The 14699-nt window shown below is 38.0% G+C and carries 10 protein-coding genes; 1 reads left to right on the forward strand and 9 read right to left on the reverse strand.

Annotation, left to right across the window (positions count from 1 at the left end):
- Positions 1–211: 211 nt before the first annotated feature.
- Positions 212–1504: a glycosyltransferase family 4 protein gene (locus QA601_06345; GenBank protein MDG5814686.1), complete on the forward strand. Its 1293-nt coding sequence runs from the start codon at positions 212–214 to the stop codon at positions 1502–1504.
- Here the strand turns inward: QA601_06345 and QA601_06350 are convergent.
- From QA601_06350 to QA601_06390, 9 genes are all read right to left on the reverse strand, one after another.
- Positions 1449–5252: a right-handed parallel beta-helix repeat-containing protein gene (locus QA601_06350; protein ID MDG5814687.1), complete on the reverse strand. Its 3804-nt coding sequence runs from the start codon at positions 5250–5252 to the stop codon at positions 1449–1451. The genes QA601_06345 and QA601_06350 overlap by 56 nt on opposite strands.
- A 126-nt stretch (positions 5253–5378) precedes the next feature.
- On the reverse strand, positions 5379–6557 hold the full coding sequence (locus QA601_06355; protein MDG5814688.1) for a glycosyltransferase family 4 protein: 1179 nt from the start codon (positions 6555–6557) through the stop codon (positions 5379–5381).
- The gene (locus QA601_06360) at positions 6532–7791 is read right to left on the reverse strand and encodes a glycosyltransferase family 4 protein (GenBank protein ID MDG5814689.1); all 1260 of its coding nucleotides are present in this window, start codon (positions 7789–7791) and stop codon (positions 6532–6534) included. The genes QA601_06355 and QA601_06360 overlap by 26 nt, the downstream gene beginning before the upstream one ends.
- 77 nt (positions 7792–7868) lie before the next feature.
- A complete protein-coding gene (locus QA601_06365; protein ID MDG5814690.1) occupies positions 7869–8801 on the reverse strand; it encodes a beta-1,6-N-acetylglucosaminyltransferase in 933 nt (310 codons plus the stop codon).
- A gap of 103 nt (positions 8802–8904) precedes the next feature.
- Positions 8905–9762 carry a glycosyltransferase family 2 protein gene (locus QA601_06370; protein MDG5814691.1) on the reverse strand — a complete coding sequence of 286 codons (858 nt, stop codon included), beginning with the start codon at positions 9760–9762 and terminating at the stop codon, positions 8905–8907.
- 10 nt (positions 9763–9772) lie between these two features.
- Complete coding sequence (locus tag QA601_06375) at positions 9773–11104, reverse strand: O-antigen ligase family protein (protein MDG5814692.1); 1332 nt, start codon at positions 11102–11104, stop codon at positions 9773–9775.
- A 155-nt stretch (positions 11105–11259) separates the two neighbouring features.
- Positions 11260–12744 carry a lipopolysaccharide biosynthesis protein gene (locus tag QA601_06380; GenBank protein ID MDG5814693.1) on the reverse strand — a complete coding sequence of 495 codons (1485 nt, stop codon included), beginning with the start codon at positions 12742–12744 and terminating at the stop codon, positions 11260–11262.
- A gap of 4 nt (positions 12745–12748) precedes the next feature.
- A complete protein-coding gene (locus tag QA601_06385) occupies positions 12749–13882 on the reverse strand; it encodes a glycosyltransferase (protein ID MDG5814694.1) in 1134 nt (377 codons plus the stop codon).
- A gap of 36 nt (positions 13883–13918) precedes the next feature.
- Positions 13919–14692, reverse strand: coding sequence for a WecB/TagA/CpsF family glycosyltransferase (locus tag QA601_06390; GenBank protein ID MDG5814695.1), 774 nt, complete (start codon positions 14690–14692; stop codon positions 13919–13921).
- Between the last annotated feature and the right edge of the window lie 7 nt (positions 14693–14699).

A 14699-nucleotide genomic window follows, 5' to 3' on the forward strand; every position in this document is an offset into this window, starting at 1 on the left:
CTCGTACAGGAAGAGGAACACGCAGTAGCAGTGTTTTTAACATTATAGTTAGATTTTGCGCAGATACACCCAAAAGGCTGCGCCAGTTCTCCGGTCTTTGAGCGGGAGACGAAAAGTTGGTGAAAAGTCTGTAGTATTATGGCATAAGCGATAGCTGTTCAAATGCAGGTTTTTCAATTTTTCTAAGGCATTACAATCAAAAGGTAAAGAATTGAACATTTTACACATCGTTTCCGGTAATTTAAATGGTGGTGCATTCAGAGGAGCTTACTGGCTTCATAAAGGTTTGCAGAAAATTGGTGTTGATTCCATAATGCTAACCAACAGTCGTGATACAGGAAATGATGACTCCATCGTAAGCATCAGAAAAAATCCCAAATCCAAAATTGTCGCGGAGATACGACCTCGTTTAGATCGTTTACCACTCCTGTTTTATAGAAATAGAAGTAAAAAGATATTCAGTACCGCCATAACCGGATTTGATTTTACCAAAACAGCGGAATACAGAAATGCGGATATCATTCACCTGCATTGGATTAATGCCGGGTTTGTTAACATAAAGGACCTCAAACAAATTACTAAACCCATTGTATGGACTTTGCGAGATATGTGGCCAATGACTGGTGGGTGCCATTATAGCATACAATGTAATAATTTTAAAACAGGTTGTGGAAACTGTTGGCAGCTATCATCTAAAAGAAGCCTTGATCTTTCCAGGTTTATTTTAAAAAGAAAGCTAAAACACCTACCCTACAATATGAAGCTTATTGGAATAAGCAACTGGATGAGTAGTCTTGCTCAATCGAGTATCCTGTTTAAACAGCACGACATAAGAACGATTTATAATAACATCAACTGCAAAGAGTTTTTTTCGATAGAAAAAACTACTGCCAGAGAGATTCTTGGCATTAAAACCGATAAAAAAATCCTACTGTGCGGTTCTACAAACATCAGCGATTTTTATAAAGGATTTTCAAAGCTTGCAGACGCATTACAAAATCTAAACAAAAACAGAATAATGTTGCTTTTTTTCGGGTCTGCTTCAAACGAATTCCTTACCTCACTTGGCTATGAATACAAGAGCCTGGGATTTTTAAATGATAATATTTCTTTGCGATTAGCTTATTCTGCCAGTGACGTATTTGTAGCTCCAAGTTTAATGGATGCATTTGGAAAAACAATCGCAGAATCCATGGCTTGCGGAACACCCACGGTGTGCTTTAATGCAACAGGGCCAGGCGAGATTGTGGATCACAAGATAAATGGCTATGCAGCTACCCCGTTTGAACCGGATGATTTGGCCAAAGGGATTAAATGGGTATTGGAACACCCTAATTACCAGGCGTTAACCCAAAAGGCACGAAAAAAAGTTTTAACTAATTTCGATAACAGTGTTATAGCAAAAAAATACTATGATTTGTACCAGGAACTGCTGAACAATGCGACCCTCACGGCCGCACAATCCTCATCGAAGCCCGGGAATTACGGGTTCGTAACGCTATAATATACACCCCACTCCCCACAGGATTACCGTTGGAAAGCTTTCCATCCCAATAGGCCGTATAGCTGCCGGGACGCATATTTCTGTTCACAAGATCGGTTACTCTCCTGCCCCGAAGATCAAAGATTTCCATGGTCACCCGCGTACGACTGTCATCAATGGAACCATCTGAATTGAAAGTAAAGGGTACCTGATAGGGAATCTTTACCAATGCGCCGGGCCTTACCACCCGTGCTTTAGAATTTTTGAAGGCCAACCGCTGCGGAAATTCCGAAAATGCCGAACCACTGGTGGTAACTATGAGCGTACGCTCAAAGGTTTCGCTGTTATCGGCAATGGTTATATAGGTACCATCCTCTATCTCGGTAAAATTATCACGTTCCGCCAAGATTATTCTGTAATCGCCCGTGTTATCGAGACCATCAAAACGGATTCGTGTAGAAGCCGAACCACCCTTATGGGGTGAAAAGGAGAGGGTAAAGGTCTGCGTGGAATCGGAAAGCCAGGTTCTGCGAAAATCGCTTGAAAACGCGGGGGTTACGGTGTTCCAGTCGGGACGATTGAAAAAGAGTTGCCGGCCACCATCGGGACGTGTTGGTTTAGGCTGATCGAGGTAATCACGCCGGTTAAGTGCGTTCTGAGAAAAACCAAAAAAGGTCTGTTGGTCGGTGTACCCCTCTGTTTCCGCGATGATCTGCACCACCCAGTCGGTTTCTTCACTACCCACCCTCTTTTGCAGAACCGGTAACTCCTGCTCCTTTTCAATATAAGGGAATCCATCAAGCTCCACTTTCCGCTCTCCCTCGGGATTGTAGAGATACCCGGTCCAGGGTTTCATCAGATCCCCTGCCCGTTCAAAATCCTGGATGTGTTCATTCCAGCGCCACAACTCATTTTTTCCGCTCCAGCGCACCGGATAGGTATAAGGGGAACCGATATACTGCCACTCTCTGCTGTTTTCAAACTCAAAGGTGTAAGGACCACTAAACAGTTCACTCTCCTCTATGGTGTACACTACCGGTTCTTTGGCAGTGTACCAGTAGGCATTCCCCACCGCTGGAGATTCAACAGCTTTAAATCCCAGTGGAACTGTAATCCCACCATTAAGCCCCAGGTCTTTGAGCACCTCTGAGGTAGATCGGTTCTCTGTGCTTTGCTGCGCGCCACTTTTTAGGAGCCGTCGCACCGTTCCATCACCCGAAAACGAAAGGTTTTGGGATGGGAAAGCAACAAGCGCCCAGTTTGATGATGGAACCGCGCGTACGGTAACACTTGAAACAGTTACAGTATCGTTGATACTATCATCACCATCAGAGCGCAGTGGAGTAACCGCAATCGCGAATTCCCCATCAGGAAGGGGGTAGATATCGATTTCGCTACTCTGTGTGGTATACTCAAAAACTGTAGTCTCGTCAGACAGGTCGGTAACCTGCACACGGTTTCCCCCCGGAACAAAGCTTTCGGCCGCTATTGTGTAACGCACCAAAGAACCGTAAACAGAACGATGGAAACTGCCTACGACTTCAGGCAGTGAAGTATCAAAGTGGCGCTCTATGTAATCCCCGGGCAAGACCCCCTCAATACCCTTATACTTAGCACGCATTACCAGCTCGCCCGGAGCGGTTCTGAATACAACGGTATCATGTTGTGCGGAGCGGTAGATAACCGGAAACTCTGTACCGTTACTGGCCACCCGAAGAGTTACATCCATTTTGTTGAGGTAATTGGTTCTGGCAAAAACAAAGGATGCCCTGTCGCGGTAAATATGCTTCTCCTGTAAAATGGGAAGGAGTGGCTGGCGGTGATCATAGTTCTCTACCATCGCCAAAATATCCGGAAGCATCTCCGGTCTGAACGCTTTAGCCCCTACATTTTCTCTTCCAACAAAGCCACCGCCCCGCTGCCGTTGAAGCTCTTTGGCTTCGGTAAGGGTGGAAACGGTGTCGTTACGGGTGACGAGGCCGTATTCTGGGATTTGGCTTGCTATGCGACTTCTGCTTTCACCAACAATGATGTTATCGGTGATGATGTTGCCTTTGGGAGTATCGGGTTCATCATCCAGTATAAATTGAAGTGCAGGAAAATTGGTGGTCCAGGGTGGCGCTTTATAGGGCTTTGAAACAAGACGTTCATAGGCTGTTCCACCGGGCAGGATATGTTTGCGAAAAGGTCCTGTTTCTGACATTGCTCGATTATCGGCAGCAATCCAACGAGAACAGTTGGAAATGATGTTACCTCTAAAAAAAATATCCCTGCCACCTCCGAGTTTAAAAGCTGTGGGAACATTTTCAATCAGGTTATTCTCAACTACGAGACCACTGACCATATCATCGAGATAGACTCCATTTATATCACCAGTACCTGATGAATGCAGATAGTTTTGACTTATTATGTTACCCCGGGCGGTCCAGTCGCGACCGGTATAGATAATACCCATATCCTGAGATTCTCTGCAGACATCATATACTTCGTTATATTTAAAGATGTTATTTAGACCATTAATTTCCATACCCTGATGTGGTGCCCCAAAGGCAGTGTTGAATAAAACGGTATTCCCACTTCCCGCAAGACGAACCGCTGCTGAATACGTTTTTCTGAATCTTCCCCAATTACTTAGTGTGTTACCAACAACAAGATTTCCGCTTTTGTTTTGTTCTTTTACATCGCCAGAATTGACAGAGATGGCATTACGCCCTGTATAACTTACATTGTTATTTAAAATTAGTACAACCGAGCTGTTTGATACTGAAATGCCATTCCCGCCAGTATTTCTAATTTCGCATGATATCAGCTTAATGTTATTGCACTGGTGAACATGTACACCGTGCCTGCCGGAAAAAGAGATTGAGATATCAGAGATAATGACATCATTAGACCTGGTGATATTTAACAAATTTTCATGGTTGGCGGTTAGAACATACTCCGGTACCTGGTTATCCAATGGCCACAGGAAAAGCTGATTAGTTCCAGTATCAATTACCCAATCGCCCGGTTTTTTAATTTCATTTAAAATATTAAGTGCATAAAACCTTTGGCCCTCACGAAACCCATAAGGACTTTTTCTACTGGGCACAATAATTACATCATCAACTACATTCTTAGGAAAGAAATAATTTGCATACCAATCATGGTACCAAAACCCAAAAAACGCAATTCTGTCCTTTTCCTCTACCCAATTAGATGCACCCTGTGTTTCCAATGCATACGTACTGCCATCTCCAATGGCTCTTACATTTTCAATTGTGGTGTACCCTGAATCTGGCCACCGGGTTAAGTTGAGTGGTGTATCTCCTGAAACTAATCTGGGCAGAATTTGCTGCCCTAAAACTTTTTCATTCCAAAAATCAGTTGCATTAACCCCGATCTCACTTAGTGATACCTTTCTTATTTCGTCTCTGAAGTCTCCGGGTACTCCTAGCACAATATCATCGTCGTTAATGGGTCCCAACTGGTGAGATGGTATTGTAATACCACCCATTATTCTTACATTTGCACCATTTTCAGATTTTATTGTAAGGCCATCGACATTATCGATAAAGATCTGATTGCCAATGAGATAGCTACCCTCCTGTACTATTATTGTATCGCAAGCGGGACTGTTTTGAAGTGAATTTATAGCATCTTGAATGTTTGAGAATGGGTCACTGTATTCACCAGTTGCACTATCCAAACCATTGGGTGAAACATAGATTACATTGCCAGCCATGCTTAGTGTGTAATAAAGAATTATTACTAGTAAGGACAAATACATAAAATTCTCCACAGTTGATTTATTATATAAATTGTACTGCAGAGTACCAGACTGTGCAATATATAAATGCCAAACCAGCTTCTAAAAAAAACACATTTGGAATGTTTAATAGGGGATTAAACTATACTAACAAACTTTTGCAGGTATGACGGTTTCCTTCATAAATGGCTTATATATCTGAAAGAGATTATCAATAGCCACAGTATCAGTATATTTAGCTTTAAAGGTTTTTTGTGCATTGCAACAGAGTCGATTATAAAAAGCACAATCATCTAAACTTAAAACTTTTTCAAGTAAATCTTTTTCATTACCTTTTTCAAATAGTAATCCATTAGTTCCATGGTTGATGATGCCTGGTAATCCCCCTATTCTTGTAGCAATAATGGGAGTACCAACCGAAAAAGCCTCTATGATTATCATGGGGAACATCTCATACCAACACGAAGGAAGTAAAACGGCTTTGGCTTTTGCCATTTGCTGCACTACCTCACCTTTTTCCAAAGCACCGAGGTACACAATATTTGAAGGAAGATTCTTCATTTTTTCGTTCAATGGCCCACTCCCCGCAATCCATAGTTTTTTGCCGATTTTTTCAAACGCTTTTAGCAAAAAAGGTACGCCCTTCTCGTGACTCAAGCGTCCTACAAAGAGAAAATGCTCCTGTTTGCCTATATTGTTTGTCTGGTACTGGTTATGCGTCCAGTTGGGTTTTACTACTATTTTTTCTTCTGTGACCTTCAGTGATGAATTTTTAAATGTAGTAGCCGCAAACTCATTTAAACAGATATAACGCTCAACCGTGGTATTCCATGTATTTATGAGTTTGTGTAGGCATAATGTAACAGCCAATGCAAGGGAGGGGGCAAAGCCTTTAAAACACCTATGCCGAACACCATCTATGGGGAACTTCTTATGTCTGCATTTTTCACATATCTTACCATCTCTTAAAAAGAGCGCCCCGGGGCAAAGTAGTCTAAAGTTATGTAATGTCATAACTACCGGGACATTGCATATACGGGCTGCCCATAGCACAGAGGGAGATGCAGTGTAGAAAATATTATGTACGTGTATTATGTCGGGTCTAAATTTGCGTATTACTCTAAGTACTTTAAAGAAGGATGAGAATGAAAAAAGGGTATCCCAAAAAAGCAGTACTTGTAAAAGCAAGTTTTTTGTTTTTTTGTTCTTGAATATAAGCTTTTGTATAGTGTACCCATTATCCTCTAATAACCCGCATTCATTATCAAATACAGTATCTTCTCCACCAACTTGCGTATACCTATTGTGTAGTAACAATATTTTCATTTTTATCTAAAGCCTTTATAATACCACTAGCAAAATTTTCAGTCATAGCTTCAATGGTGTATTTCTTTCCATCATAGATTGCATTCCTGGTTATGCGCTTTCTCTTTGCCGTATCATTTAACAAATCAACTATTGCGTTTGAAAAAGATTGTATATCAAACCGCGTAATAATACCGTTATGCCCGTGTTTTAAATAAGAAATTTCGGGACTATGATATGGATAATCGGTAGTCACCATAGGAAGGCCAAGTGCAAAGCTATCTAAAACTGCAAGTCCAACAAGGCCAGGTAATAAAAACAGGTCTGAGGCAGCAAAATACAGCACCTTTTCTTTGCCAAACTTTGCACCTAAGTAATGTATATAACTCTTGTTTTTTGCAGCTTCTTTAGCAATAACAGAATCGGGACCATTCCCAATTAAAAGCAACTGGAATTCTGGGATGCTTTCAACAACTTTTTTAGAAGCGTTGACTAAAAATCGAAGTTCTTTTTCCTTATACATACCTCCACAAAAAATACCTATGAACGCATCGGGTGGTATTTTCATCTTCTTTTTCAATTTCCCAATATCACAGCTACTTATATTAGATCTATATTCTTTAAGTGTTTTAGTATCAATAGCATTTTGAACATTGGTTACAGTATCTTTCTTCACCCCATTTCCAATAACCCAATCGGCTACTGTAGCTGTATATGCAAACCACCAATCAGGCTTCTTTAACAAACGCCTTTTGATCCTATTAGAAAAAGATGTTTTACTCTGCTGATGGCAATAACCGTGGCCCCAAAAAGCTATTTTGTATTTGAATAAGGGTCTCAATAAAAACAATACATAATTGAGAAGTAATTTGTGTGCCTGCTCTACTATAATGAGATCAGCACCGTAGATTTTCTTTAGTGCTGGTTGCCAAACAAAACCAAAGGGCAAGTACAGATTTTTGATCTTTTTGCACCATTTTAACTCTACAGTATCATTTCTCTCTCTTTCTTTAGCTTTAGTTTGGCCATAAACAAATACCAGCTTAATATTTTCTGAATATAACTTACATTTTAGATTTTCAACAAACGGTATTCTGTAATGAGTTAACACTCGTTGAATGATTACTACAGTTTTCTTTCTTTTTCTTAGCTTTTTTTCTAACACTAATAATCCTTCTTCTAATATATTGCCTATTGATATTGTACCAGCGTTGTGCCTATAAGAACATTTGGAAACAAAGTGATTTTTTTGCATTCACTTATCTTTTATTTTAATCAAAAATTGTAAAAGACGTACTACATGCACACTCTTGCTACTTTTTCTGCTAAGTTTCAATCTTCTAATATGCGTTGTTTTTCAATCATTTTAATTAATGTTTCTGATTGACCTGATTTAGCTTTTCTAAAAAACATTTTTCCAGAGTTCAGTAATAAATCGTAATGTGTTTCATTATATACCTTAATTTCATCTTTGTATATAATAAAATGTAGTGGGGTTAATCTTGAGAGACCGTTGTATTCAACATCATCATAGTGAATGGCGTTTTTACCATATTTTGAGTTAAAAACAATAGTTTGAACACACATTTCCCTTGGAGCAAATGCAGTTTTAAAATATCGTAATAATTCATGTTCAGTGCATAGCCTATGGTAAACATGCCTTGCACATTCATAAGTGATACCCCACCAGTCGGAGCCCATATAAATATCACATTTTGTATTACCTAACTTTACCTGAGGTTCTTTTCTAAAAGGTAACTTGCGCATTATTATTTTTGATGTCCCACTAAATAATCTCTTAATATTTCTATTTCTTATTTTTATGCTTCTAAAAAAGTGGTAAACAGTAAAACGTTCCCTTTGTGCCAGAGTGTTACATTTTGTAAGATTCATCCCCATAATAAATTCTTTCTTTGGGTCTGCCTCAAATTCAGATAGTATTTTTTCATTGGAAAATATAGGGTAATCTAACCCGCTTAAACATACTACTCGGTTATAATGATTTTCAGATTCTACAACACACTTTAATAACTCCTTCAATGCTAGAATTTGTGAAAATGCAGCCCATTGTATGAATGCTCTTTTCTCAACAAAATACACATTTTTTATATCTTCAAATAATACTTTAAAAAGGTCAATGTCACTTTTCTGGTCTATATGTATAAAAAAATCATTTTCTTCTCTGTAATTTAAAGCTTCAATTAATCTTTTTAATTGCTTAGGATCATTATGTGCCAAAATAATATAGGCAATTTTTTTATTCACATTTTGTCCTTTACTTGTTAGTTTTTATGTAAAAATGCTGCTTGTATCATTCCAAATACCTTTCAGAGAAATTAATATGAATCGCTCCCTGTTATAATTCTTTTCAAATTTTTTTTTTATATAATATACTGTTGTATATAACCTTCAAATATGGTGTAAAGGACCATACAGGCCATAGCATACCACCATGCCTAAAAGAAAACAACATCCAATCTTTAAAAGGTAGCCCTTTTGACGACAACATCTTTTTTATTCTAATTTTAAATGGTAATGTAACGTCTTTCCAGGTTCCAACCGAACTATTCCTGCTGCATTCCCCTAAATAACCTTGAGCAATAATTACTGAACACCCGGCCTTTTTTGCTCTAAATGCATAATCCATATCGCCAAAAGCATGTGGAAAACTTTTGGTCAAATTACCAATTTTTTTATAAACACTTCTTGGCACCAGCACTATATTTCCATTGATAGTATCTACATGCTGTATAGTTTCATTAGGCTCAACCAGTTCAAATTTAAAAGGATGAATGCCTTTTTTTCTTCTCATACCTCCATAGGTAGTTTTATTTTTTTCTTCAGGATCACATGTGGTGCCAGAAACTATACAGGCCTCATTTTGATTTTTTTTCCATGCCTCAATTAAAACATCTAATGCATTGTCGTACAGTAGTGTATCATCATTAAGCCAAAGATAAAAATCATAATCTCTCTTGGCAGCCTCCTTAAATGCCAGGTGCATACCTTTGTTCCAAAATAAAGAGCCGTTGCCTTTAATTATAGCTACGTCGGGATACTGTTCACTTACAGCTTGTGCGGTCCCATCCGTAGAACCATCATCAACAAGATAAACGTCTTTCAATACGATTTGATCGGTTTCAATTGTATGTACTCTTTCTAAACACGCCAGTGTATTTTTTTTTCTGTTATGACAGGTGAGCAGTATTGAAACTCTTTTTTTCATATAGTAATCTCTATTCTGTATTAAACGGTATATATTTTTTTTTACTAGTACTATGTAGTTTTTGAGTATAAAAGCATAACACCAAAAACAACACCCAAAATATATTGGTAGAGAAGAATCTATCTTCAGTCATGTTAGCTAAAACAATAAACCACCACAATGCGTGTAAAAAAAACACATCATTATTGGGCTCCTTAAAAAGTAAAGTTATTATTTTCATATACGTAGTAATAAGTACTGTAACCAATAGTAGTAAACCGATAAAACCAAGTTCTATAAATACACGAATAAAACCATTATGTGCCTGTCCGGTAAAAGCACGTGGAAAACCATATCTATGTACCATTGAATAGGACAAACTTTCAAGAGAATGTGGGTTGAAAAAACCATTGTAACCATACCCAAAGATCCAATTGTGTATGCTTCTGCTATAGTTCACAAGGAAAGACCAGAAAGGTACTCTGCCTGTAAGTGAAAAGTCTCTTTCAACTAGTTCAAAAGTATAAGGTATGACATTTGAAATAATTACAAAGAAAATAAGAGGAATCAGAAACGTAATTGCAGGAAAAACCAACAGAACAGTTCTTTTTTCAAAATTATTAAGGAAAACAGATAAATACTTGCTTATTAACATTATTGCAAGAACAGTAACACTAATTATGATAGAAGTTGCAGAATGTCCTAAAATTAACAAGTGTATGTATGCTACGAGGGACAAGTACAATATAATTTTAGTCTTTTTTTCAAATAAATAGTAGTAATTCAATAATAATCCAAATGCCATTAAAGGACCAAAAAAATTGGGATGCGAGAAAATACTATTGAATCTTCCATCATCTAAATAAAAATTTCCTCCGTAAATAAAAGCAATATAGCTTGTTAGTGCTATTCCTAATAATATAAAATTTAAAACTTTTAGGTTTTGCCTCAGAGTTAATAAGGACAATATTGCAATCGTAGTATTTAACAATATAACAAGACTAATACCACTAATAAAAGTTCTATTTGCATCATAACTCCATATTGTAGAAGCAACACAGTACAATACCAAGATCTGGTTCATATACAAAAATATTTTGTTTTCCTTTATTTTATTTTTGTTTACTATAAAGAAGCAAATATACACCCCTAACAACAATAAAAAGAAAAGATAGTGTCCCATTCTGAAGGCACCAGCTAACGATAAGTTATGAATAATAGGAATTGCTATGCTAAAATGAGCTAAATAGTATAAAACAACAAAAACTAGCATTCCTAATTTAAACTGTGGTTTTTTCTTCTCTATAGAAAAAATCAATGATAGTATCAGCCAAATGGCAGAAAGCGTCAATAGTAAACCCATTTAATATAGTCTTCCAATAACAAGTTTAGGAAATGCAAAACAATTATTACATTTTATAGTTTTAACTTAATATAAATAATGTATAGATTAAATATTTCTTCTCATTTACAATCAGCATCTATTATAACCTAAATATTCGGTCGTTTCTACCTAAACTATGTAAATAGTCTTATAATCTGGTTTGTTTCTTTCAGCCCTAAGTTCATTAAGACCTTTTTTATTTCTACCCGCAAAATATCTGCTGGCCCATAAATGATAAAAAGTACCATTACAATTGCACCCCACGCTATCTGTACCATTAAAGTAAATAAGCTGTTTATTACGAAGTGGTTTGCTGCTCCTGAGATAGCTACTAAACCAAACATAATCAGTATTGATGGTGCAGTAGCAATAAAATATTGGTAAAAAATAATTTTTGCTTTTTCCCCAAAAATTTGTTTAGATAAAAAAACGTATCCTAACCATCTTATACAGTTACAAAGTAAAAAGACCAACAATACAGCATTTATACCGTATGGAACAACAAACCATAGCGCAAGGGTTAATACTACAGAATAGGAACTTTGCAGAACAATTTTGGTATTAAGTTTTGCGCCAGCCTCAAATGCAACCCCAAAAATGTGGGAAGAAAAATTAAATAACATCGCAATGGAGAGAATTCTTACAGGAGTAATTACAGGAACCCATTCTGAACCAAGAACAGTAAGTACAATCTCTTCCGCCCCTGCACTCATCCCTAAGCATAGTGGCAAAATAGCAATAATTAAGAGATAGTTAACTTTTAAAAAAGAGTCAGCAAATTCACCGCTTGCAGCATTCTTTCTGCTGAATGCAGGAAAAAGCACACGGGATAAACTGTGAGACAGGTGGTACAGCGGCAACTCGACAAGTGTGCGGGCACGGTTATAAAAACCAAGTGAAACGCTACCAAGAAAACGTCCAATGAAAAAGGTGTCTGCTGAAGAACTAATAAATTCCAAAAAACTAATGATCGATACGCGACTACCATACCCAAGTAGTGCACTATAATATTTCCACTTAAAAACCGGTAGTACGCATAGTTTCGCCAGTATTGAAAAAGCTACGGCATTAATCAATCTTTGTGTTATGGAAGCAATAACCAGCGACCAAACACCCATACCCTGCAGGGCACAAAACACACCGACAGCACCATAACCTACTATATATGATAACACTTCCACTTGTGAAATAGCTTTAAAACGCATATCACGCCTTAAAAGACCTTCAGAGGGCATTGCAAAAGCGGTCAAAAGAAAGTTAAGCGACATAACTCGTACAATAGGAACAATTGCATACTCTTTGAAAACTATAGCTGCTAAAGGAGCTGTTATAAAAAAGATAGATGCCACTAATAAGCCAAGTACACTACTAATGGTAAAAGCAGCTCTTTTTTCTTTGAAACTCAGTTCAGGTTTTTGGACAACAGCAGAATTAACTCCCATCTGTGCGAAATAATAACCAAATCTAAGCACAACATTAGCCATTGCCACTAAACCAAACGCTTCCGGCCCCAAGAGCCTGGCCATCACAGCAGCAAAACCAATATTAGCAAAGGCTTTAATACCTGTCGCCAAATAGCTCCACTTTAAACTATGTATAGTTTTATGTGCAAGATTCATTTTGTTACTTTACCAGCAATCTTGTCGCGTATTTTATTTCCCTGTTCTTATCTATCTCAGGCAGTAAGTAATCCAAAGATGGTTTAAAACTCTGCTGATTTTTTGTAGTAACATACTCCTTACATATTTTGAGCATGTTCTTCATTCTTTCATAATTTGTATGCTTTTCAAGTATATAGCCCCTTGTATTTTGAGCTTTTTCTCTCAAAGCTTCTGGGTCAGTATCAAGTAACTCATCAATTTTTTTCAGAATGTTTTCTTCGGTAACCAAGTACCAGTGCTCATCGTTCCTTAAAATTTTTTCTACTCCTGGAACATATAAATCAACAAGAGGTACACCACTACCAGCAGCAATAAATGGACGATTAGAGGTATAGTAATCTGCTACGGAGTGTGGAAAACCACCAAAAATTAATCTACCTCTCTGGCAAGTATCGTACTGCTTATCAAAAGAAATAGGCCCTTGCCAACTCCTCATTCCATTCCAATTATGCCCAAATAACCCAAACCTCTTACCATAACGCTTGTCCATTTGTTTTACCATGTTAAATCTTTTTTTAGCGCTATAATAATAATTGCTAACTATATTTCTTACCTTGATTGCACTACCTATAAATACCACATCGAAATCATTTCTCGCTTTTACCTGATTCGATGGTTTGAACCTTACCTGACACATTGAGTGTGGCATAAGAATGACATTTTTAGCACCCCAACCAACCATCTTGTCAGCACACTTTCCCATTTGAGTAGAAAATGTCAAATCTGCCATTCTTGATGCAACTTGAAAACTTTTTGGATAATAGGGAGGCCTCCAATTACCGGAAAATGGATCCCCGGCACTGGTAACTATTAAAGGTGGTTCTTTCAACCTCCTTAATTCATTTATACAATTTACAGGTGAAGCTATACTCTTTCCATGAAAATATTGAAAATAAACGATAGTAATATTTTCTTTTCGGCATACATCAATAACTTTATTGTAAAAAGCGTCCCAACCATGTTCCCGTGCAAATCCATAAAAGGGAATAACTGAGTAGTGTTCAAGAATACCTTCCTGTTGCATTTTTTGGAAAGCATCATGGTGACCACAATGATCTTTTGTTTCGGTACCCTGCATCAAGAATAACAATCTCATTTCATATCTCCTCAGGTACTTTTTACCTAGTTTGATTTAAACCTGACTGCGAATATAAGCAGCTAAAAAACGTGTATTTGTCAGGCAATATCGTTTCCATAACCTTCCAGGCTCTTTACACAACCTGTACAACCACTCCAGCCCTCGTTTCTGCATCCAGGCAGGCGCTTGTTTCACCGTACCAGCGTGAAAGTCAAATGCCGCTCCCACACAAAGCATGGGCATAGTGATCTTACCTTTCTGTGACGCGGCCCAAAGTTCCTGCTTGGGGCACCCCAGACCAATAAACAGTATCTTTGCTCCACTACTGTTTATACGCTCCGCGGTCTCCGCGTTCTCCTGATCAGTTAAAGCCCTGAATGGTGGAGATTCCATTCCGGAGATAATAAGCATAGGGTACTTTTCCAATAAGTTGTTCTTAAGCTTCTGGAGAACAGGTTCAGTAGAACCGTAAAAATAGACCGGTATGTTTTCCTCTTCAGCCCTTTTAAGCAGACGCAGGGTAAGTGTAGGCCCATAGACCCGGTCCTTTAACCGGGCTTTGTGCATTTTATTTAACGCCCAGCGTACCGGTTGGCCATCGGGACACACCATATCAAATTTCTTTTTTATGGCTTCATCAAATCGTGGATCTTCAACCGCGGTCATAAGACCATGTACCGGCATAAAATCGATACACGCAGAAACAGAAGCGATAGCAGCATCTATAATGCAATCGGTGGCTTCTTTATAAGAGGTAGGGGTAACCGGTATCCCAAACACCTCTTTTCTTGCCGGCCATACAGGTGTGACCTGATATGTTTGTTCCATGTTCATA

This window comes from Chitinispirillales bacterium ANBcel5 (genome assembly GCA_029688955.1).
In the GTDB taxonomy this organism is placed as follows: domain Bacteria; phylum Fibrobacterota; class Chitinivibrionia; order Chitinivibrionales; family Chitinispirillaceae; genus Cellulosispirillum; species Cellulosispirillum alkaliphilum.

Coding starts and splice junctions, on each gene's coding strand:
- QA601_06350 (MDG5814687.1), bottom strand. CDS start 5,252: ATGTATTTGTCCTTACTAGTAATAATTCTTTATTACACACTAAGCATG.
- QA601_06355 (MDG5814688.1), bottom strand. CDS start 6,557: ATGAAAATATTGTTACTACACAATAGGTATACGCAAGTTGGTGGAGAA.
- QA601_06360 (MDG5814689.1), bottom strand. CDS start 7,791: ATGCAAAAAAATCACTTTGTTTCCAAATGTTCTTATAGGCACAACGCT.
- QA601_06370 (MDG5814691.1), bottom strand. CDS start 9,762: ATGAAAAAAAGAGTTTCAATACTGCTCACCTGTCATAACAGAAAAAAA.
- QA601_06375 (MDG5814692.1), bottom strand. CDS start 11,104: ATGGGTTTACTATTGACGCTTTCTGCCATTTGGCTGATACTATCATTG.
- QA601_06380 (MDG5814693.1), bottom strand. CDS start 12,744: ATGAATCTTGCACATAAAACTATACATAGTTTAAAGTGGAGCTATTTG.
- QA601_06385 (MDG5814694.1), bottom strand. CDS start 13,882: ATGAGATTGTTATTCTTGATGCAGGGTACCGAAACAAAAGATCATTGT.
- QA601_06390 (MDG5814695.1), bottom strand. CDS start 14,692: ATGGAACAAACATATCAGGTCACACCTGTATGGCCGGCAAGAAAAGAG.